This is a genomic window from Agromyces sp. NPDC056523 (assembly GCF_042794545.1).
Lineage (GTDB): Bacteria > Actinomycetota > Actinomycetes > Actinomycetales > Microbacteriaceae > Agromyces.
Genome location: NZ_JBHTTM010000004.1, coordinates 348,657 through 368,432, shown reverse-complemented (window position 1 = coordinate 368,432; position 19,776 = coordinate 348,657). Strand labels below are relative to the sequence as shown.

General features: G+C 72.6%; 16 protein-coding genes. 10 read left to right on the top strand and 6 right to left on the bottom strand.

Annotation, left to right across the window (positions count from 1 at the left end; genetic code table 11):
* Positions 1-5: 5 nt before the first annotated feature.
* Complete coding sequence (gene rhaS / locus ACFQ58_RS15115; RefSeq protein ID WP_376951981.1) at positions 6-1,055, top strand: rhamnose ABC transporter substrate-binding protein; 1,050 nt, start codon at positions 6-8, stop codon at positions 1,053-1,055.
* 98 nt (positions 1,056-1,153) lie between these two features.
* Here the strand turns inward: rhaS and ACFQ58_RS15110 are convergent, their stop codons facing one another.
* Positions 1,154-1,795 carry a response regulator gene (locus tag ACFQ58_RS15110; RefSeq protein WP_376951980.1) on the bottom strand — a complete coding sequence of 214 codons (642 nt, stop codon included), beginning with the start codon at positions 1,793-1,795 and terminating at the stop codon, positions 1,154-1,156.
* Complete coding sequence (locus tag ACFQ58_RS15105; protein ID WP_376951979.1) at positions 1,792-3,429, bottom strand: GAF domain-containing protein; 1,638 nt, start codon at positions 3,427-3,429, stop codon at positions 1,792-1,794. Before ACFQ58_RS15105 ends, ACFQ58_RS15110 begins: the two co-directional genes overlap by 4 nt.
* A 195-nt stretch (positions 3,430-3,624) precedes the next feature.
* On the opposite strand from ACFQ58_RS15105, the gene ACFQ58_RS15100 reads away from it, so the two are divergent.
* The 4 genes from ACFQ58_RS15100 (at position 3,625) to ACFQ58_RS15085 (ending at position 8,872) form a co-directional block, all read left to right on the top strand.
* Positions 3,625-4,446, top strand: a complete 822-nt coding sequence (locus tag ACFQ58_RS15100; protein ID WP_376951978.1) for a universal stress protein — start codon at positions 3,625-3,627, stop codon at positions 4,444-4,446.
* Positions 4,446-6,806 (top strand): phosphoketolase, encoded by a 2,361-nt coding sequence (locus tag ACFQ58_RS15095; protein WP_376952037.1) that lies wholly within the window; start codon positions 4,446-4,448, stop codon positions 6,804-6,806. The genes ACFQ58_RS15100 and ACFQ58_RS15095 overlap by 1 nt, the downstream gene beginning before the upstream one ends.
* A 128-nt stretch (positions 6,807-6,934) precedes the next feature.
* On the top strand, positions 6,935-7,528 hold the full coding sequence (locus ACFQ58_RS15090) for a hypothetical protein (protein WP_376951977.1): 594 nt from the start codon (positions 6,935-6,937) through the stop codon (positions 7,526-7,528).
* A gap of 396 nt (positions 7,529-7,924) precedes the next feature.
* Complete coding sequence (locus tag ACFQ58_RS15085) at positions 7,925-8,872, top strand: phosphodiesterase (RefSeq protein ID WP_376951976.1); 948 nt, start codon at positions 7,925-7,927, stop codon at positions 8,870-8,872.
* A gap of 24 nt (positions 8,873-8,896) precedes the next feature.
* Here ACFQ58_RS15085 and ACFQ58_RS15080 read toward each other — a convergent pair whose 3' ends face one another.
* Positions 8,897-10,540, bottom strand: coding sequence for a stealth family protein (locus ACFQ58_RS15080; RefSeq protein ID WP_376952036.1), 1,644 nt, complete (start codon positions 10,538-10,540; stop codon positions 8,897-8,899).
* 290 nt (positions 10,541-10,830) lie between these two features.
* Here ACFQ58_RS15080 and ACFQ58_RS15075 point away from each other — a divergent pair, with 290 nt between their 5' ends.
* Together ACFQ58_RS15075 and ACFQ58_RS15070 are read left to right on the top strand one after the other, a co-directional pair.
* Complete coding sequence (locus ACFQ58_RS15075) at positions 10,831-12,147, top strand: aminotransferase class V-fold PLP-dependent enzyme (RefSeq protein ID WP_376951975.1); 1,317 nt, start codon at positions 10,831-10,833, stop codon at positions 12,145-12,147.
* A gap of 68 nt (positions 12,148-12,215) precedes the next feature.
* The gene (locus tag ACFQ58_RS15070) at positions 12,216-12,710 is read left to right on the top strand and encodes an FBP domain-containing protein (RefSeq protein WP_376951974.1); all 495 of its coding nucleotides are present in this window, start codon (positions 12,216-12,218) and stop codon (positions 12,708-12,710) included.
* 14 nt (positions 12,711-12,724) lie between these two features.
* On the opposite strand, the gene ACFQ58_RS15065 is transcribed toward ACFQ58_RS15070, so the two are convergent.
* The 3 genes from ACFQ58_RS15065 to ACFQ58_RS15055 all read right to left on the bottom strand — a co-directional run bounded on the left by ACFQ58_RS15065 (position 12,725) and on the right by ACFQ58_RS15055 (position 15,453).
* A complete protein-coding gene (locus ACFQ58_RS15065; protein ID WP_376951973.1) occupies positions 12,725-13,507 on the bottom strand; it encodes an SGNH/GDSL hydrolase family protein in 783 nt (260 codons plus the stop codon).
* Positions 13,508-13,549: 42 nt separating this feature from the next.
* Positions 13,550-13,738 (bottom strand): DUF1918 domain-containing protein, encoded by a 189-nt coding sequence (locus ACFQ58_RS15060; RefSeq protein ID WP_376951972.1) that lies wholly within the window; start codon positions 13,736-13,738, stop codon positions 13,550-13,552.
* Between the two features lie 164 nt (positions 13,739-13,902).
* The gene (locus tag ACFQ58_RS15055) at positions 13,903-15,453 is read right to left on the bottom strand and encodes a PucR family transcriptional regulator (protein WP_376951971.1); all 1,551 of its coding nucleotides are present in this window, start codon (positions 15,451-15,453) and stop codon (positions 13,903-13,905) included.
* A gap of 143 nt (positions 15,454-15,596) precedes the next feature.
* On the opposite strand from ACFQ58_RS15055, the gene gabT reads away from it, so the two are divergent.
* The 3 genes from gabT to ACFQ58_RS15040 are packed head-to-tail and all read left to right on the top strand — an operon-like array spanning position 15,597 to position 19,761.
* Positions 15,597-16,955 (top strand): 4-aminobutyrate--2-oxoglutarate transaminase, encoded by a 1,359-nt coding sequence (gene gabT / locus ACFQ58_RS15050; protein WP_376951970.1) that lies wholly within the window; start codon positions 15,597-15,599, stop codon positions 16,953-16,955.
* 20 nt (positions 16,956-16,975) lie between these two features.
* Positions 16,976-18,253 carry a Glu/Leu/Phe/Val dehydrogenase gene (locus ACFQ58_RS15045; protein ID WP_376952035.1) on the top strand — a complete coding sequence of 426 codons (1,278 nt, stop codon included), beginning with the start codon at positions 16,976-16,978 and terminating at the stop codon, positions 18,251-18,253.
* A gap of 38 nt (positions 18,254-18,291) precedes the next feature.
* Positions 18,292-19,761, top strand: coding sequence for an NAD-dependent succinate-semialdehyde dehydrogenase (locus tag ACFQ58_RS15040; RefSeq protein WP_376951969.1), 1,470 nt, complete (start codon positions 18,292-18,294; stop codon positions 19,759-19,761).
* The last annotated feature ends 15 nt before the right edge of the window (positions 19,762-19,776 follow it).

Here is a 19,776-nt window from a genome sequence, read left to right as displayed (position 1 = left end):
CAACGATGTTCACTCAACACCGCACGCGCCGCCTCGGCGTGGCGTTCACGGCGATGGCGGCGGCCGCCGCGCTCGTCCTCACCGGCTGCGCCGGTGGCGGCGACGGCGGCGATGGCGGCGGCGGCGAGGGCGGCGGCGATGCCAACCTGTCGATCACCTTCCTGCCGAAGGCCCTCGGCAACCCCTACTTCGACACCTCGAACGCGGGTGGCGAGGAGGCCGTCACCGAGTTCGACGGCGAGTTCGCCGAGGTCGGCCCGGCGGAGATCTCGCCGACGTCGCAGGTCAGCTTCATCCAGACCGCCGCGCAGCAGGGCGTCGGCGGACTGGTCGTGTCGGCCAACGACCCCGAGGCGATCTGCGACGCGCTCGACGAGGCCCGCGATGCCGGCGTCAAGGTCGTCACGTTCGACTCCGACACCAACCCCGAGTGCCGCGACCTGTTCATCAACCAGGCCACCGCAGAAGGCATCGCGAAGGTGCAGGTCGACCTGATCGCCGAGCAGATCGGCGACGCGGGCCAGATCGCGATCCTCTCGGCGTCGGCGAACGCGACCAACCAGAACGCGTGGATCGCGCTCATGGAAGAGGAGCTCGCGGCCAACCACCCCGACATCGAGCTCGTCGAGACCGTGTACGGCGACGACGACGACCAGACCTCGTTCGACAAGACCGCCGCGCTGCTGCAGACCTACCCCGACCTCAAGGGCATCATCTCGCCCACCACGGTCGGCATCGCCGCCGCGGCCCGGTACCTGTCGACGTCGGAGTACAAGGGCCAGGTCGCGCTGACCGGCCTCGGCACCCCGAACCAGATGCGCGAGTACGTCGAGGACGGCACCGTCACCTCGTTCGCACTGTGGAACCCGGCCGACCTGGGCTACCTCGCCGCCTACGCCGCGAAGGCCCTCATCGAGGGCGAGATCACCGGCGAAGAGGGCGACACGTTCGACGCCGGCAAGCTCGGCGAAAAGGAGGTCGGCGCCGACGCGACCGTGCTCCTCGGCGACCCGTTCGTGTTCGACGCGGAGAACATCGGCGACTTCGACTTCTAGGAGTCGGGCGCCGTATCACGGAGGCCGGTTCCCGGGCGCGACACCGCCCGGGGCCGGCCTCCGGCATGCCCGGCGCGGCGCGACCCGGCCACCGAAGGTCAGGCCGGGTCGTGGTTGCGTCGCTCGAGCTGGTAGATCGCGGCCTGCGTGCGTCGCTCGAAGCCGAGCTTCGAGAGCAGACCTGAGACGTAGTTCTTCACGGTCTTCTCGGCCAGGCCGAGCTTCTCGCCGATCTGCCGGTTCGTCAGCCCGTCGGCGATGAGGGCGAGCACCTGCCGCTCCCGGAGGTTCAGTGCGCTGAAGCGCGGGTCGTCGTGGTCGTCGCGTTGCGCCTGCTCCACGACCTTCGCCGACAGCGACCGGTCGATGAGCCGGCGTCCCTTCGCGACGGCGCGCACGTCCTCGATGATGGTGGTGCCGCGCACGTTCTTGAGCACGTAGCCAGCGGCTCCGGCGAGCACGGCCGACATCGCCGCCGCGTCGTCGTCGTACGCGGTCAGGATGAGGCACGCGAGTACGGGATGTCGCGACCGCAGCTCGCGGCAGAGGTCGATGCCGTCGCCGTCGGGCAGCCTCATGTCGAGCAGCGCGACATCGGGCGCCGTCGCCTCGATCCGCGCGAGGGCCTGCGCGACGGTGCCCGCCTCGCCGACCACCTCGAGGTCGGACTCCCGCTCGAGCAGCTCCGCCACGCCGCGGCGGACGATCTCGTGGTCGTCGACGAGGAACACCCGGGTCATGACACCCGCTCCGTCCGCGTCGGCTCCGTCGGGACGGACCAGCTGGCGTGCGTGCCGTCGGGCCCGGTGTCGATGAGGAACGACCCGCCGAGCCGCTCGGCGCGCACGCGCAGGTTCTCGAGCCCGCTGCGGCGCGCGACGGACGGGTCGATGCCCTGCCCGTCGTCGGAGACCTCGGCCGTCACGGCGCCGTCGACCGCGACGACGGTGAGTTGCACCGACGCCGCCCCGGAATGCCGCACCGAGTTCGAGAGCAGCTCGCGCACCGACGCGGTGAGCTCGTCGGCGAGCTCGCCCTCGGCGACGAGGTCGACGGGCCCGGTGAAGGTGACCGCGACCGGCTTCGGCAGGTGGCTCGAGGCGAACGCGGCGAGGTCGAGCACGCGATGGCGCAGCGACGGAGTTCCGTCGGCGCGCGGCGTGAGCGCGAATACGATCGTCCGGACCTGGGCGATGGCCTCGTCGATCGCCGCGACCGCCGCGTCGATGCGCGCGCTCGCCGGGTCGTCGGAGAGGGTGGCGACCGTGTGCAGGTCGAGTCCGGCGCCGTAGAGCTGCTGCACGACGTGGTCGTGGAGGTCCCGGGCGATCCGGGCCCGGTCCTCGAGCAGCACGGAGCGCTGCTGCGCCTCGCGGGCCCGCGCGAGCTCGTGGGCCAGGGACACGCGCTCGGCGAAGTCCTCGGCGATGCGCATCTCGGCGGCGGTGAAGTGCGGATTGCCCGGCTCACGTCCGGCGACGATCAACGCCGACGGCGCGCCATCCTTGCGGATCACGACGAACAGCACCGGCCCGACATGGCCCTCGTGCTCGAGTGCGAGCGCGTCTGCGGCGCCGTTGATGCGCCCCCCCGGCGTCGCCCGTGACTCGCCGCCCTCGAGGACGACGGCACCGAGCGTGCGATCCGCGGCGATGACCGCCCCGTCGATCACGGCGGCGTCCATGCCGCGCGCCTCCACGACCTGCAGGGCATGTCCGCCGTCGACCGCGACGAGGAGCGCGATGCGGTCGGCGGCGCCGCGCGTCGCGAGCTCGTCGACGATCAGGGCCGCCGTGCCCTCGGTATCGGGGTCGGTGAGCAGGGCGGCGACGACCTGGGCGGATGCCGCGGCCCACGCCTCGCGCATGCGGGCCTCGTCGTATCGCCGCGCGTTGTCGATCGCGACGCCTGCCGCGGCGGCGAGGGCGGAGGTCAGCTCGATGTCCTCCTCGGAGAACTCGCCGCTCCGCTGGTTCGTGAGGTAGAGGTTGCCGAACACCTCGCCGCGCACGCTCACCGGCACGCCCAGGAAGCTGTGCATGGGCGGGTGGCCCTCGGGGAAGCCGACCGACCGCGGGTCGTCGCGGAGGTCCTTCAACCGGATGGGCTCGGGGTGGTCGATGAGCGCGCCGAGCACGCCCTGCCCCTCGGGCAGGTGGCCGATGCGACGCACGAGGTCGTCGGGCATGCCGACGTGGATGAACTCCTCGAGCCCGGCCTGCGGCGCGAGCACGCCGAGCGCGCCGTACTCGGCATCGACCAGCTCGACCGCGGCCTCGACGATGCGCCGGAGCACCTCGGACAGCTCGGTCTGCTCGACCACGGCCTGCGTGGCGTGCAGGAGCGCACGCAGACGGCTCTGGGTGTGGATCACCTCGTCAGCACGCTCGACGAGGTCGCGAAGGGCACGATCGAGCTCGACTCGCGGGCCCTCCGGAAACGACAGTGGCGACGATTGCAGCGCTCACCTCCCGTCCCCCGACAGTCGAAACTGTAGCACTGGGCGTGTCGGCGACGTAGGGGGACCAAAGGCCCCGCTCGGGGGGGTTCAGGTCGGGATGCTTGCTCCATGACGATCGTGGTCGGGGCTGACGGGAGTGTCGCGAGCCGCGCTGCGCTCACCTGGGCGATCGATCGGGCGCGCACCATGCGCGACGACGTGGCGCTGATCACGGTCGTCGACGACGGCTGGGGGTCCATCGGCGAATCGGCGCTCGCCGAGCTCACGCAGACCACCGAGGAGCGCGCCGAACGCGAGTTGGGCTTCGCCCGCAAGCTGGCCGCGGGCCTCGACGTCCGCGGCGCCATCGCCACGGGCAGCCCCATGCTCGCGCTGGCCGAGGCCGGCCGCGACGCCGACCTCATCGCGGTCGGCACGCACAAGGTCGGCTACTTCCACGGCCACGCGCTGGGCTCGCGGAGCCTCCAGCTCGCAGCGGTCTCGGCGGTGCCGAGCGCGATCGTGCCCGTGACCTCGTGGCGGGGCCGGAGCGGTGTCGCCGTCGGCGTGGCCGACGGGGTGGACAGCGACGACGCCGTCCGCTTCGCGGCGCAGGAGGCGAGGCGGCTGCGCGAGCCGCTCGTCCTGCTCCGAGCTGCCGGAGGGGAACCCGACGCCTCCAACGTCGGCGACCGCGCCGCGTCGCTCGCCGCGGCGGTGCACCCCGGCATCCAGATCGAGGTGCGCTCGACGGCCGACCCGGCATCCGGTGCGCTCATCGGCGTCTCGCGGCGTGCCGTGCTGACCGTCACCGGCCGCCGCGTGCCCAGCCGTGGATTCCTGCCGCTCGGCCGCACGAACACCGACCTGCTCATGAACCTCGCGGGACCCGTCGTCGTGGTGCCGCACACCTCCGTCGAGGCCATGGTCGTGGGGTGGACCGCCGCGTAATGCCCGAACTCGTCGCGGTCGACCGCTGGTGGCGCGCGGCGAACTACCTCAGCGCGGGCCAGATCTACCTGCGCGACAACGCGCTGCTGCGCCATCCGCTCGCCCCGGAGCACATCAAGCCGCGACTGCTCGGGCACTGGGGCACCTCGCCGGCGCTCAACCTCGTCTGGGCGCACCTGAATCGGGCGATCTGCGAGCGCTCGCTGCAGGCCCTCTTCATCGCGGGGCCGGGTCATGGCGGGCCGGCCATGCTCGCCAACGCCTGGCTCGACGGCGCGTACACCGAGTCGTACCCGCGCGTGTCGCTGGACGAGCACGGCATGACCGAGCTGTTCCGGCAGTTCTCGACGCCCGGGGGCGTCCCCTCGCACGCCGCGCCGCAGACTCCCGGATCCATCCACGAGGGCGGCGAGCTCGGCTACTCCCTCGCACACGCGTACGGGGCCGCGTTCGACGCGCCCCGCCGACTGGTCGCGTGCGTCGTCGGCGACGGCGAGGCCGAGACCGGCACCCTTGCGGCGAGCTGGCACCTGAACGCGTTCCTCAACCCCGCGACGGATGGCACGGTGCTGCCGATCCTCAACCTCAACGGCTGGAAGATCGCCAACCCGACGCTGCTCGCGCGCCTGCCGGAGTCGCAGCTGCTCGAGCTGTTCCGCGGCTACGGCTATGCGCCGGTGATCGTCGGCGGGGACGTCGGGGTCGACCCGATGACCGTGCACGAGGCGTTCGCGAGCGCGCTCGACGACGCGCTCGACCGCATCGACGGCATCCGCGCCGAGCATGCCGGTGATCCGGAGGCCGCCCGGCCGGCCTGGCCGATAATCGTGCTGCGCACCCCCAAGGGGTGGACCGGACCGCGCGAGGTCGACGGCGAACCCGTCGAGGGCACGTGGCGCTCGCACCAGGTGCCGCTCACGGACGTCCGCACCGATCCGGCGCACCTGCGGGCGCTCGAGGAGTGGCTGCGCTCGTACATTCCCGAGGAGCTGTTCACCGAGGCGGGCGCGCCGGTGCCCGAGCTCGACCTGATCCGGCCGCGCGGCGAGGCCCGCATGAGCGCGACGCCCGCGGCGAACGGCGGCGAGCTGCTGCACGACCTGGTGCTGCCGGATGCTGCGGCGCGCCGCATCGCGCCGGGCACGACCGCCGAGTCGACGCGCGTGCTCGGCCGGTGGCTCGCCGAGGTGATCCGCGAGAACCCGCGCGACTTCCGGGTGTTCGGACCCGACGAGACCGAGTCGAACCGCCTCGGCGCCGTGTTCGAGGTGACGTCGAAGCAGTGGATGGCCGAGCGCCTGCCCGTCGACGTGCACCTCGGCCGCAGCGGACGCGTGATCGAGGTGCTCAGCGAGAACCTGCTGCAGGGCCTGCTCGAGGGCTACCTGCTCACGGGGCGGCACGGGCTGCTCGCCTCGTACGAGGCCTTCATCCACATCGTCGACTCGATGTTCAACCAGCACGCGAAGTGGCTCGAGGTCGCCGACGAGGTCCCCTGGCGGCGATCGGTCGCATCGCTGAACTACCTGCTGAGCTCGCACGTCTGGCGCCAGGACCACAACGGCTTCTCGCACCAGGATCCCGGATTCCTGAACCTCGTGGTGAACAAGGGGCCGGGCGTGGTCCGCGTCTATCTGCCGCCCGACGCGAACACGCTGCTCGTCACCGCGGAGCACTGCCTCGCCTCGCGCGACCACGTCAACGTGATCGTCGCAGGCAAGCAGCCCGAGCCGACGTTCCTGTCGTACGAGGCGGCGCTCGCGCACGGCGAGCGGGGTCTCAGCGTGTGGGACTGGGCCGGGACCGAGGTCGAGGGCGACGAGCCCGACGCCGTCGTCGCGGCCGCCGGCGACGTGCCCACGCTCGAGGCGCTCGCGGCCGTGCAGCTGCTCCGCGAGGCGGTGCCCGACCTGCGCCTCCGCGTCGTCAACGTCGTCGACCTCATGCGGCTCCGCGCGCTCGACGAACATCCGCACGGTCTCGCGGCCGCCGAGTTCTCGGCGGTGTTCACGGATGCCGCGCCCGTCGTGTTCGCGTTCCACGGATACCCCTCACTCATCCACCAGCTCGCCTACCGGCAGCCGAACCACGGCAGCTTCCATGTCCACGGCTTCGCGGAGCGCGGGACCACGACGACGCCGTTCGACATGCTGCGCATGAACGGGCTGGACCGGTACACGCTGGCGCTCGCGGTGCTGCGCCACGTGCCGGGGGCCGAGCTGCGCCATCCGCACGCCGTCGCACACCTCGCCGCGACGCGAGAGCGCATGCGAGCCCACGCGCACGAGTTCGGGGAGGACAGCCCCGAGGTCACGTCGACCGCCTGGCTCGACCGGCTCATGGCCGCGGCGCGGGACTGATCCCTCGGACCCCCCGCCCGCGGCGGGGCAGCCGGTGCGCCGTGTGTCAAGCCCCCGCCGCCGATCCCCGTTCATGAGGACCGATCAGGAAGCGGCAGGTAGGCTACTCCGGCGAACGGACGAGCGAGATGGTGAACGACATGGAGAACGCCCGAGCGGAGGGGACAGTCAGGCGGCGAGGCCGCCGCGCTGCCGACCCCGTCGGGCCCGTCGGACCCCTCGAGACCGCAGCCGCGGCCGTCGCCGCCGGGCTCACCGTCAGCCGTGCCGGACTCCTCACCGCCCGTCGACGCGGGGGCGACGCGCTCGCGGTCTTCCGGGCCGGACCCGTGCTGCCGTGGGTCTCGGCGCATCGCGTGCTCGTGCTGGTCGGCGGTGCCCTCATCGTCTCGGCGCTGGCGATCGGCGGCACGATCGCCATGATCGCCCAGGTGCCGCGACCGGCAGTCGGAGGCGAACTCACCGGTGACTCGCCGGTCAGACCCCAGCCCGGCTCGGACTTCACGATGCCCTCGCCGGTCCCCACGTCCTCGAACCCCACGCCGACCCCCACGCCGACACCGACCCCCACGCCGGGGTCGACCACCGAGCCGCAGGCCCCGACCTCCGACGCCGACCCCACGACCGAGCCGGTCGAGCCGACGACCGATCCGACGACCGACTCCAACGGGCGCCCGGATCCGCCCGGCGCGACGAACCGCCCCGACAAGCCGAAGGGCTGACGCGCGGACCGCGCGCCGGCCGCGATGCCTCCAGGCCCGCGCCGGCCGCGATGCCTCCCGGGCCCCCGACGGTCGACCGCGATGCCCGAGGGCGGTCGACCGCGGCACCCGAAGGTGACCCGGGGGAACGGCAGGCCGATCGGAGAAGACTCCCGGGGGACGGGAACGGTCTTCGGCTCAACCGATCGGCCTGCCACGAGGTGACGACCACCTCGCATGCGAGTCTCGGGGCTCGCAGGTCCTTGCGGGAGGCCCTTGACAACGTCCCTCGAACGTGGGTCGGATCCGCACGTTCAGCTTCGTCACACCCCGCGTTCACTGCGCGTTCGGCCGAGGCTGCTGCGCTAGGTTCGTCACACCCGGACGATCCGCAGAGTCGAACGAGACGGAGCATTCGTGAACACCCGGAGGGCCGAGTATCCGCGGCCGTCGCATTTCCTCCTGCACATCAGCGACACGCACCTGCTCGGGGGCGGACGCCGACTCTACGACCGGGTCGCGTCCGACGCGCACCTCCGCGACCTGTTCGCGCAGTTCGAGGCGTCGGGCGCGCGACCCGAGGCGATCGTCTTCACGGGCGACCTCGCCGACCGCGGGGAGCCCGAGGCGTACGAGCTGCTCCGCGAGATCGTCGAGCCCGCGGCCGCCCGGCTCGGCGCGCAGGTGATCTGGGTCATGGGAAACCACGACGATCGTGACGCCTTCCGGCGCGGCCTGTTCCGCGACGTCGCGGGGGGCCAGCGGCCGGTCGACCGCGTCTACGACGTCGCCGGCCTGCGCGTGATCACCATCGACACGTCGGTGCCGGGGCATCACCACGGCGAGCTCACGAGCGACCAGCTCGACTGGCTGGCCGAGGAGCTGTCCATCCCCGCACCCGACGGCACGATCCTCGCGATGCACCATCCGCCCGTACCGAGCGTGCTCGACCTCGCCGTGTCGGTCGAGCTGCGCGACCAGGCCGGTCTCGCCGAGGTCGTCGCCGGCAGCGACATCCGCTCGATCATCGGCGGCCACCTGCACTACTCGTCGTCCGCGACCTTCGCGGGCGTGCCCGTCTCGGTCGCCTCGGCGAGCTGCTACACCCAGGACCTCACGGTGCCGGTCGGCGGCACCCGCGGCCGCGACGGCGCTCGCGCGTTCAACCTCGTGCACGTCTACCCCGACACGGTGCTGCACTCGGTCGTGCCGCTCGGCGAGCACCCCGCGCTCGACTGGATCGACGCGGAGGAGTCCGCGCGCCGGCTCTCCGAAGGCGGGTTGGTGATCCCGGATGCCGCGGCGCCGATGATCGTGCGCACGTCCGAGCCGCCCTTCACCGAGCCCATCCCCGTGCTCGCGTAGCGGCCCCGGCGGCCGGCCTCGGCGTCAGGCGGAGAGGTCGCCGGCCGCGCGACGCAGCTCGTCGAGCGAGGGCACGTCGCCCGTGGCCGGGGCGGCGGACGCGCCATCCGCGGCGCCCTTCTCCCACGGCGCCGGGAACGGGAAGTACCGGTCGAGGAAGTCGATGACGGCGCTCGTGCGCTCCTCGATCGAGATCTCGGGGAAGCTCCCGTCGTTGAGGCAGAACATGTCCATGTCGCGGCGCTTCAGCAGGCGCTTCATGGCGGGCAGGGCACGCCGCAGCGTCGTCTCGATGTACTTGACCTTCGCGTCGGTCTGCACCACCGCCCGCCCGGTCAGCAATGCGTAGAAGTGGTACAGCGAGTTGGTCACCGAGATGTCGGTCGCCGACCGGAACCGGCTCGCCGCCGTCCGTCGGAACTCCGCGGGGAACGCGTCCTGGAGCTCGGCCATCACGCTCTTGCGCAGCGGCACCGCGCAGTGCTCGAGGTGGCGTGTCGTCACCTTGCCGAAGCGCTCGCGGAGCAGGGCGCGGTTCACGCGGGCGGCGTTCTCGAAGCCCGAGCGGCTCGGATCGGTCTCGCCGAGGCCGATGCGCGTCGTCGCCTCGACGAACTTCGTGATCCCGCCGGGCGAGAAGAACAGGTCGGGCGAGAGCGGACGGCCGAAGAACATGTCGTCGTTGGAGTACAGGAAGTGCTCGGCGAGCCCCTCGATGCGGTGCAGCTGGCTCTCGACGGCGTGCGAGTTGTAGGTGGGCAGCACCGAGAGGTCGGCGAACATCTCCTCGCTGCGCACGATGGTGACCTTCGGGTGCCTGGCCAGCCAGCCGGGCGCGGGCGAGTCGGTGCAGATGAAGATGCGGCGCACCCACGGCGCGAACAGGTGCACCGAACGAAGGGCGTACTTCAACTCGTCGATCTGGCGGTAGCGCGCCTCGGACTCGTCGCCCTCGCCGACCACGTACGTCTGCATGCGGCGCGCGCGCTCGCGCAGGAACTCGGTGTCGGAGCCGTCGACCCACGAGAACACCATGTCGATCTCGAAGTCGACGTCGCTCGCGAGCGGCGACCACATGTGCTCGATCGTGCGCCAGTCGCGCCCGTGCAGGTGCACCGTGTCCTCGATCGCCTCCGAGCGCGGCAGGGTGCGGCGCATGAGCGCGTTCTCGCACGGCGCCTCGATGATCTCCTCGCCGAAGCGCCAGAATTCCAGCTGCACGGCGGATTCGGCGCCGTAGCGCAGGCGGCCGACCGGCTCGATGCGCGGTCGGTACACCCGGACGGCGCGCGGCTTGCGCTCGGACGACAGCATGCCGTCGGCGACGAGCACGTGCCGCGCGTCCACGGCCTTCTCGGGCACGATCGTCGCGGAGTAGAACGGCTCGTTCGCGAAGGCGCGGGTGAGCGCGCGGACGACCCGCTTGCGCGCGGCGCGATCGACCGCGAGCACCGGCCGCCCGCCGTCGCGGCGGATCAGCAGGTACTCGACGCCGGCGGCGTCGAGGGCGGATGCCACGGCGAGCAGGTCCTCGACCATCGACTCGTCAGGCGTCGCGTGCCCGTTCGCGAGCGCGTACTGGCCCTTGCGGACGACGAGGTCGTCGCGGTCGAACCTGGAGTGCTCGGCGTGCGAGGTGACGAGGACGAGCTCGGGGACGTCGCTCAGCTGCAGCCCTCGACCGGGATCGGGCACCGGTCGGCGGAAGGCGTCGCCGTTCGCGGTCGTGCGGTCGTCGGGGAACTGGTCGGTCTCGTGGGTCGTCACGTCGTGGGGTGCTCCAGGGTAGGGGGATCGGCGAGGGGCGCCGGATGCTCCAATCGTACGGCCGGTCCGGATGCCGCGGACGGGGTTGCATGTTGCGCCCCGTTTCACGACGTGACGCACGGTGACGCGCATGGTTGAGGCCGTCGAGTCGGCGTCCGTAGCCTCGTGCGAACCACGTCCGAGGAGGCGCCATGTCCGGGTCCGCGACCGCCGAATCCGTCGGCGCGCCGGCGCTGCGCACCGGGCCGCTCGCGGTGCTCGACGACGCCGGCCTCGAGGTGCCCGTGCTCGGCGGACGGCGCGTGCGCCACGTGAACCTCGACGTCGCGGCATCCGCCCCAGCCCTCTCGGCGGTGAGCGCGCACGTCGCGAGCGTGCTGCCGTACTACTCGAGCGTGCATCGCGGCACCGGCTACCCGTCGCAGGCTTCGACCGCGCTCGTCGACGACGCTCGGGCGGTCGTCGCCCGCCACGTCGGAGCCCGCCGCGACGATCTCGTCGTGTTCACGCGCAACACGACCGACGCGCTCAACCTCCTCGCGGGGGTCGTGCCCGGCGAGACCATCGTGCTCGACCTCGAGCACCACGCCAACCTCCTGCCGTGGGAGCGGCGCGGGCGCCGCGTCGTCGTCGCCCGTCCGACTGTCGCGGAGACGATCGACGCGCTCGCCGAGGAGCTGCGCCGCCGACCTGCCGCGCTCGTCTCGGTGACGGGCGCGTCCAACGTCACCGGCGAGGTCCTGCCCGTCGCCGCGATCGCGGCGCTCGCGCACGAGCACGGCGCGCGGCTGGCGGTGGATGCCGCGCAGCTGCTGCCGCACCGGCGGGTCGACGTCGCGACATCCGGCATCGACTACCTCGCCTTCTCTGGGCACAAGGCCTACGCGCCGTATGGTGCGGGGGCGCTCGTCGGACGCGCCGACTGGCTGGACGCCGGACCGGCGCACCTCCAGGGCGGCGGCGCCGTCGAGTCGGTGCGCGTGGACGGTGCGACGTGGAAGAGCGGCGCCGAACGGCACGAGGCGGGCACGCCCAACGTGCTCGGCATCGCGGCGCTGGCCCGCGCGCTCGTCGAGCTGGAGCGGCTGGGTGATCGGGCGCGTCGCGAGCACGAGGACGCTCTCACGTCGCGACTGCACGGCGGCCTCGCCGGGATCGCCGGCGTGCGCGTCATCCGCGGCTTCGATGACGCCGACGACCGGCTCGGCATCGCCACGATCGAGCTCGAGCGCGGATCCGTCGGCCTCGTGGCCGCCGCGCTGGCGGCCGAGCACGGCATCTCGGTGCGCGCCGGACGGTTCTGCGCGCACCCCTTCTTCGACCGCGTCGCGAGCCGAGCGAACGGGCTCCGAGCCTCGCTCGGCGCGGGCTCCTCGGCCGACGACGTCGACTGCTTCGTCGACGCGCTCGCCCGCCTCGTCGCGGACGGCCCAGCGCACGAGTACGACCGCACGCCCGCAGGCTGGTGCCCGCGCGTCGACGACCGGCCGCGACCGACCTTCGCCTGAGCGCGCGGGTGCGCGCGGTGGCGTGCGCCGAGGACGCGCCTACACTGGTTCGGGTCGAAGGGGGTCGGATGCGTCCCATCAGCGAAGACGAGCTCCGGTCGTCGTTCGTGAACGCGACCGATCGCGAGCTCGAGGAGCTCGAGTTGCCGCTCGAGTACCTGCTCGTCGAGTGGGATCGTGTCGATGCGCTCGCGTGGCGCGACCGCAAGGCGAGCCGACGCGGCTACCTCATCACGCTCATCGACGACGAGCCGGTCGGGGTCGTGCTGCGCGCGGCCGACCCGCCCGCCTCGCGGTTCCGCGCCGGCATGTGCAACCTCTGCCACACGCAGCAGCCCGCGAACCAGGTCACGATGTTCTCCGCGCGCCGCGCTGGCGAGGCCGGACGCAACGGCAACACGATCGGCACCTACCTCTGCAGCGACCTCTCGTGCCAGGAGAACGTGCGCCTGCACGCGCCGCTCGCGCCGGCCGAGGTGCGCAGCGGGGCGCACGCGTGGTCGCGCATCGACGGCCTCGCCCGCCGCACGCGCGCGTTCGTCGAGGGCGTGCTCGCCGACTGAGCGCGGCCGCCGCGCTACTCGCCCACCGGTGCGTCGAGCGCGACCGGCTCGAGCGCCGGGCGCTTCGCCGTGCGTCCGTCGCCCGACGAGCGGCCCGTGAGGCGGCGGCCGACCCACGGCAGCACGTACTCGCGGTAGTACGTGGCGGTGTTGCGACTGCGCGGGCCCGCAGGAGCGGCGGCGACCTCGGCCACGCCCCACTCGTCGGGCACCGGCACGCCGAGGGCGGTGAGCACGTTCGAGGCGACCTTGGCATGGCCCAGCGAGTTCAGGTGCAGCTTGTCGGGCGACCAGTAGCGGATGTCGCGGAGCGTCCGGTCGCCGAAGTTGTCGACGAACGTCACGCCGTCGAGCTGCGCGAGGTCGCGGAGCTGGTGCGTGAGCCTGGCGCCGCGCGCGTCGAACACCCGGCCGAGCGGGAGGTGGTCGGTCGGGTTCGCGCCGCTCAGCATGAGCACGTGGATGCCCTCGTCGTGGATGCGGTGGATCGCCCGGCGGAAGCGCTCGGCCACGAGCTCCTCGGGCATGCGCGGGCGGAGCATGTCGTTGCCGCCGCCGTTGAAACTGATGACCTCGGGCCGGAGGGCGATCGCGGCCTCGAGCTGCTCATCGACGATCGGCCCGAGCTTGCGGCCGCGGATCGCGAGGTTGGCGTAGCCGACGGGTTCGGGTGCGGCCGCGAGCGCCAGCCCGAGCGCGACGAAGTCGGCCCACCCGCGGGTACTGCTGTCTGGGAGGTCGTCGCCCACGCCCTCGGTGAAGCTGTCGCCGATCGCCGCGTACGAGTGGAAGACCATGTGTTCCACGCTATCGTGCGCGCCTGAGCGGCATCCCGGGCGTCAGTGCGGCGCGTGCTCCAGTTCGCAGTCGCTGCCCGGGTAGAGCAGCGCCTCGTGCCCGTCGTCGAAGCGCACGAGGTACGGCGGGCTGCCGTCCGCACCGCGGACCTCGAGGACCTCGCCGTGCCGCTCCGCGTTGCCCACGGCCTTGCCGTGGATGACCAGTCGATCGCCGACCGTCGCCTGCATCGGTACCCCCCTCGTCGCGAGACCCCGTCCCTCGTTCCACCGTACGCCGGGGCCACCCGCGCAGGGAAGGGAGGACATGGCACGGATCGGAGGACGGAATCCGGGGAGGGGCCCTCCCTCCCGCGCGATCTCCTCCCGACCGGCGGTGACGCCGGCCCTCGTCGCTACTCCGTGGCGAGCAGTGCCGCCCACAGGTCGGCGCGCGCGTGGAAGCCCGACAGGTCGCGGCCGAGCAGCTTCTCGGCGAGGGCGATGCGGCTGCGCACGGTGTGCCGGTGCACGCCGAGCTCCTGCGCGGTCGCGTCGAACTGGCCGCCGTGCTCGAGCCAGGTGCGGGTGGTCTCGAGCAGCGCGGTGCCGTTCGCGTGGTCGTACTCGATGAGCGGCTCGAGGGTGGCGCGTGCGACGGCGCGGGCGTCGGTGCGGGCGAGGAATGCGAGCACGCCCTGCCGGCTGATGTCGTCGAACCACGTCACGCCGGTCCCGGTCTCGCGGGACCGCTCGAGCGCCCGCGTCGCCTGCTCGTGCAGGCGCGCGAGGTCGGCGACGGCTGCCGCGTCGGAGATGCCCACGGGCACGTCGAACTCGGCCGCGAGCTCATCGGCGACGGCCTGGTCGGCGTCCTCGGCGATGACGACGACCTGCTCGCCGTCACGGCCGAAGAACAGCCGCCCGTGCTTCTCGTCGGCGCGGAGCTCGAGGAACTCGGCCATGCGGTCGTCGTGCTCCGCGGGGAGGTCGGAGATCGCGACGCGCACGGGGTCCTGTGGCAGCGGGCCCCACATCTCGGCGGAGACGCCGGCGGCCAGTTCGATGTCGCCCGCGAGCATGGACCGCAGGAGGCCGGACCGGAGGTGCCCGCGGGCCCGATCGAGGTCGCGATTCTGCTCGAGGGCGAGTCCGGCCAGCGCGATCACGGCCGTGACGACCTCGCGACCCGCCGCGTCGAGTTCGGCGGAGTCGCCGATGACCAGCACGCCGCGCAGCGCGCCGCCCGCCCCGAGCGTCTGCAGCGTCATCCGCTGCGGCCGCCCGACCGCGACGGCGGCCTCGAGCGTGCGGCTCGCGCGCTGGCCGCGCCGCAGCATCGAGCGCGCCTCGCCGACGACCTCGCCGAGCGCCGGCTGGCCGAGCCCCCCGACGGGCGCCTCGCGGTCGAGCGCGCCCGCGGAGTCCACCAGCCCGACCCACGTGTCGAGGCGGCGGCTCAGTTCGGTCAGCGTGGCGCCCAGGCCGTCGGGCCGGAGCGCGGCGAGCGAGATCGCGCGCTGCGCCTGCAGCGCCCACGCCTGCCGCGCGTTCGCGTCGGCCGCGTTCAGGTCGGCGATCGTTCGAGCCACGCGGATGAACGGCACGCGGTACGGCACCTCGAGCAGCGGCAGCCCGTGCCGGGCGCACGCCTCGACGAGGAGGTCGGGGGTGGCCCGGACGACCTCGGTACCGAAGCCGAGTGCGGCGATGCCCGCCTCGCGAAGCCGGGTGACGTACGAGTCGAATGCCGCCGGATCGTCGTGCCCCGCGTCGGTGCCGAACTGCGTGCCCGTCGTGAGGAGCACCTGCCCGTGCTCGAGGAACGGCGCCGGATCGTCGAGGTCGGAGCTGTGCACCCACGGCACCGGCGTGTCGAGCACCCCGTCGGGAAGCGACGCCGCGTCGGTGCGCAGGGTGAGCGCGAGGTCGTCCCGGTCGAGCAGGGTCCGCACGGTGGGCTTCACGGGATCTCCAGAATGTACGCGGCGTCGAGCAGAGGTGCCACGAGTGTACATCCGGGAGGGGGTGCCATCCGCTCGGCCCTGCCTACCATCGCCTCGGAGGTCGCAACCTCCCCGCCATCGTCGTCACCGCATCGGAGCACCCCATGACCCTCGTCGATTCCCCGGCCACCGCCGTCGGCGGCCCTGCCCTCCCGCAGGAGCGCCGCCTGGTCACCAGCATCCCCGGCCCGCGCTCGCAGGAGCTCATGGCCCGCAAGGCCCAGGCCGTCGCCAAGGGCGTCGGCACCACGCTTCCCGTCTCGGTCGTCGCGGCCGGTGGCGGCGTCATCGTCGACGCCGACGGCAACTCGATCATCGACCTCGGCTCGGGCATCGCCGTCACGGGCGTCGGCAACGCCAACCCGCGCGTCGTCGACGCGGTCACTGCGCAGCTGAACGCCTTCACGCACACGTGCTTCACGGTCGCCCCGTACGAGTCGTACGTCGCGGTCGCCGAGAAGCTCAACGAGCTCACCCCGGGCGATCACGAGAAGCGCTCGGCGCTGTTCAACTCGGGCGCCGAGGCCGTCGAGAACGCGGTCAAGATCGCGCGTCACCACACGAAGAAGCAGGCGGTCGTCGCGTTCGACCACGCCTACCACGGCCGCACCAACCTCACCATGGGCCTCACGGCGAAGAACATCCCGTACAAGCACGGGTTCGGCCCGTTCGCGCCCGAGGTGTACCGCGCGCCGCTCAGCTATCCCTTCCGCGACGGCGGCCTCTCGGGCGCCGAGGCGGCGGCTCGCGCCATCCTGCAGATCGAGAAGCAGATCGGCGCCGAGAACCTCGCCGCCATCATCATCGAGCCGATCCAGGGCGAGGGCGGCTTCATCGTGCCGGCCCAGGGCTTCCTGCCCGCGCTCGTGAAGTGGGCCAACGAGAACGACGTCGTGTTCATCGCCGACGAGGTGCAGACCGGCTTCGGCCGCACCGGTGCCTGGTTCGCGAGCGACCACGAGGGCATCGTGCCCGATCTCGTCGTCACCGCGAAGGGCATCGCCGGCGGCCTGCCGCTCTCGGCGGTCACCGGCCGTGCCGACCTCATGGACTCCGCAATGGCCGGCGGCCTCGGCGGCACCTACGGCGGCAACCCGCTCGCGTGCGCCGCGGCGCTCGCCGCGATCGAGTCGTATGAAGAGGACGGCCTCATCGAGCGCGCCCTCGAGATCGGCTCGCTGCTCATCGGGCGGCTCAACGCCCTCCGCACCGTCGACGCCCGCATCGGCGACGTCCGCGGCCGCGGCGCCATGGTCGCGATCGAGCTCGTCGACCCCGAGACCGGCGCGCCCGACGCGGCGCTCACCGGCAGGCTGGCCGCCTTCGCCGCCGCGAACGGCGTGCTCGTGCTCACGTGCGGCACGTACGGCAATGTCATCCGGTTCCTGCCGCCGCTCACGATCAGCGACGAGCTGCTCATCGAGGCGCTCGACGTGCTCGCCGAGGGGCTGAAGCAGGCATGAACCCCGTGACGGCGCCGACGATGTCGCCGACGGATGCCGCGGCATCCGTCACCCTCGAGCCGACCCCGCTCGCCGACGCGCGGGCCCAGCTCGCCGAGGCGGTCGACCTGCTCGGCCTCGGCGACGGCCTCCACCAGATGCTCGCGACCCCGCGGCGCGAGCTCAGCGTGGCCGTGCCGCTGCGCATGGACTCGGGCGACAGCCGGCTGTACCTCGGTTACCGCGTTCAGCACAACTTCTCGCGCGGACCCGCCAAGGGCGGCCTCCGCTACGCGCCGAACGTGAACCTCGACGAGGTCCGCGCGCTCGCGATGTGGATGACGTGGAAGTGCGCCCTGCTCGACGTGCCGTACGGCGGCGCGAAGGGCGGCCTCGCGATCGACCCGCGCGAGCACTCGGTCCCCGAGCTCGAGCGCGTGACCCGTCGGTACACGAGCGAGATCCTGCCGATCATCGGCCCGGAGCGCGATATCCCGGCCCCCGACATCGGGACCGACGAGCGCACCATGGCCTGGATCATGGACACCTACTCGGTGAACTCGGGGTACACCGTGCCCGGCATCGTGACCGGCAAGCCCATCTCGCTCGGCGGCTCGCTCGGCCGCGCGTCGGCCACGAGCCGCGGCGTCACGCACATCGCGCTCGCCGCTCTGCGCCACGCCGGACTCGAGCCCGCGCGCTCGACCGCGGCCGTGCAGGGCTTCGGCAAGGTCGGTGCGGATGCCGCGCGGTTCCTCACCGAGGCGGGCGTGAAGGTGACCGCGGTCAGCGACCAGTACGGGGCCGTCCGCAACGACGGCGGGCTCGACATCGACGCGCTGTCCGAGCACGTCCGCGAGACGGGCTCGGTCGTCGGCTTCGCCGGCGCCGACGAGCTCGACCGCGACGCGCTGCTCCTGCAGGACGTCGACCTGCTCGTTCCGGCCGCGGTCGAGGGCGTGCTGCACGGCGGGAACGCCGCCGACGTGCGCGCCTCGGTCGTCGTCGAGGGCGCCAACGGCCCCACGACGCCTGCGGCCGATGCGATCCTCCGCGAGCGCGGCGTGCTCGTGGTCCCCGACATCCTCGCCAACGCGGGCGGGGTCATCGTCTCGTACTTCGAATGGGTGCAGGCCAACCAGGCGTACTGGTGGCGGGCCGACGAGGTCGAGAGCAGACTGGAGGAGCGGATGCTGAACGCCTGGCGTCACGTGCTCGGCTACGCCGAGGCCCGCGACCTCTCGCTCCGCACCGCCGCCACGGCGCTCGCCGTCGAACGCGTCGCCGAGGCGCACCGCCTCCGCGGCCTCTACCCCTGATCGCGCGAGACCCGCGCACGACACGGAACGGACATCCCATGACCACCACTGCAACGCAGGAATCCGCCCTCCTCGATCGCGTCGCCGACGGCCTCTTCATCGGCGGCGAGTGGGTCGCGGCAGAGGGCGGCAAGACCTTCGAGGTGCGCGACCCGTCCACGGGCGAGGTGCTGAAGGAGATCGCCGACGCGTCAGCCGCCGACGGCATCCGCGCGCTCGACGCGGCCGTGGCCGCACAGGACGCGTGGGCCAAGACCGCTCCGCGCGAGCGCGGCGAGATCCTCCGGCGCGCGTTCGACCTCCTCATGGAACGTCGCGAGGACTTCGCGCTGCTCATGACGCTCGAGATGGGCAAGCCGCTCGCCGAGGCGCGCGGCGAGGTGAACTACGGCGGCGAGTTCCTCCGCTGGTTCAGCGAGGAGGCCGTGCGCATCACCGGTCGCTACGGCTGGAACCCCGAGGGCACCGGCCGCATCGTCGTCGCGCAGCGCCCGGTCGGCCCGTCCTACTTCATCACGCCGTGGAACTTCCCGCTCGCGATGGCCACGCGCAAGATCGCGCCGGCGCTCGCCGCGGGCTGCACGGTGGTCGTCAAGCCCGCCGCGCTCACGCCGCTCACGACCGTCGCGTTCGTCCAGTTGCTCGAAGAGGTCGGCCTGCCCAAGGGCGTCGTCAACGTGGTGACCACCACGAGCTCGTCGAAGGTCTCGGGCCCGATCATCGCCGACCCGCGCCTGCGCAAGCTGTCGTTCACCGGTTCGACCGAGGTCGGCCGCAAGCTCATCGAGCAGTCGGCCCAGGGCATCCTGCGCACCTCGATGGAGCTCGGCGGCAACGCGCCGTTCGTCGTCTTCGAGGACGCCGACCTCGACAAGGCCGTGGAGGGCGCGCTCGTCGCGAAGTTCCGCAACATCGGCCAGGCGTGCACCGCCGCGAACCGGTTCATCGTCCACGAGTCGGTCGCCCCTGAGTTCGCGCGCCGCGTGACCGAGCGCGTCTCGGGCATGCGCGTCGGCCGCGGCACCGAGGACGGCGTCGCGATCGGCCCGCTCATCGACGACGACGCGGTCGCCTCGACCGACGAGCTCGTGCAGGACGCGGTCTCGAAGGGCGCGACGGTCCTCGCGGGCGGCTCGCCGATCGACGGCACCGGCTCGTTCTACGCGCCGACCGTGCTCGGCGACGTGTCGGCCGACGCGCGCCTGTTGCGCGAGGAGATCTTCGGACCGGTGCTCGGCATCACGACCTTCGCCGACGAGGACGAGGCGGTGCGCCTGGCGAACGCCACCGAGTACGGCCTCATCTCCTACGTCTTCACGCAGGACCTCGCCCGCGGCCACCGGATGATCGACCGCCTCGACACCGGCATGATGGGCCTCAACACGGGCCTCGTGTCGAACGCGGCCGCCCCGTTCGGCGGCGTCAAGCAGTCGGGCATCGGCCGCGAGGGCGGCTTCGAGGGCATCCACGAGTTCCTCGACACGAAGTACACCCTGATCCCGGCGTAGGCCGGGTCGAGCGGA

Bases quoted from the DNA above. Each gene is read 5' to 3' on its own strand.
- ACFQ58_RS15075 (WP_376951975.1), top strand. From the start codon at position 10,831: ATGTCCGGGTCCGCGACCGCCGAATCCGTCGGCGCGCCGGCGCTGCGC.
- ACFQ58_RS15095 (WP_376952037.1), top strand. From the start codon at position 4,446: ATGCCCGAACTCGTCGCGGTCGACCGCTGGTGGCGCGCGGCGAACTAC.
- ACFQ58_RS15060 (WP_376951972.1), bottom strand. From the start codon at position 13,738: ATGCAGGCGACGGTCGGCGATCGACTGGTCATCCACGGCAAGGCCGTG.
- ACFQ58_RS15110 (WP_376951980.1), bottom strand. From the start codon at position 1,795: ATGACCCGGGTGTTCCTCGTCGACGACCACGAGATCGTCCGCCGCGGC.
- ACFQ58_RS15070 (WP_376951974.1), top strand. From the start codon at position 12,216: ATGCGTCCCATCAGCGAAGACGAGCTCCGGTCGTCGTTCGTGAACGCG.
- ACFQ58_RS15090 (WP_376951977.1), top strand. From the start codon at position 6,935: ATGGTGAACGACATGGAGAACGCCCGAGCGGAGGGGACAGTCAGGCGG.
- ACFQ58_RS15100 (WP_376951978.1), top strand. From the start codon at position 3,625: ATGACGATCGTGGTCGGGGCTGACGGGAGTGTCGCGAGCCGCGCTGCG.
- ACFQ58_RS15040 (WP_376951969.1), top strand. From the start codon at position 18,292: ATGACCACCACTGCAACGCAGGAATCCGCCCTCCTCGATCGCGTCGCC.
- ACFQ58_RS15045 (WP_376952035.1), top strand. From the start codon at position 16,976: ATGTCGCCGACGGATGCCGCGGCATCCGTCACCCTCGAGCCGACCCCG.
- rhaS (WP_376951981.1), top strand. From the start codon at position 6: ATGTTCACTCAACACCGCACGCGCCGCCTCGGCGTGGCGTTCACGGCG.
- ACFQ58_RS15065 (WP_376951973.1), bottom strand. From the start codon at position 13,507: ATGGTCTTCCACTCGTACGCGGCGATCGGCGACAGCTTCACCGAGGGC.
- gabT (WP_376951970.1), top strand. From the start codon at position 15,597: ATGACCCTCGTCGATTCCCCGGCCACCGCCGTCGGCGGCCCTGCCCTC.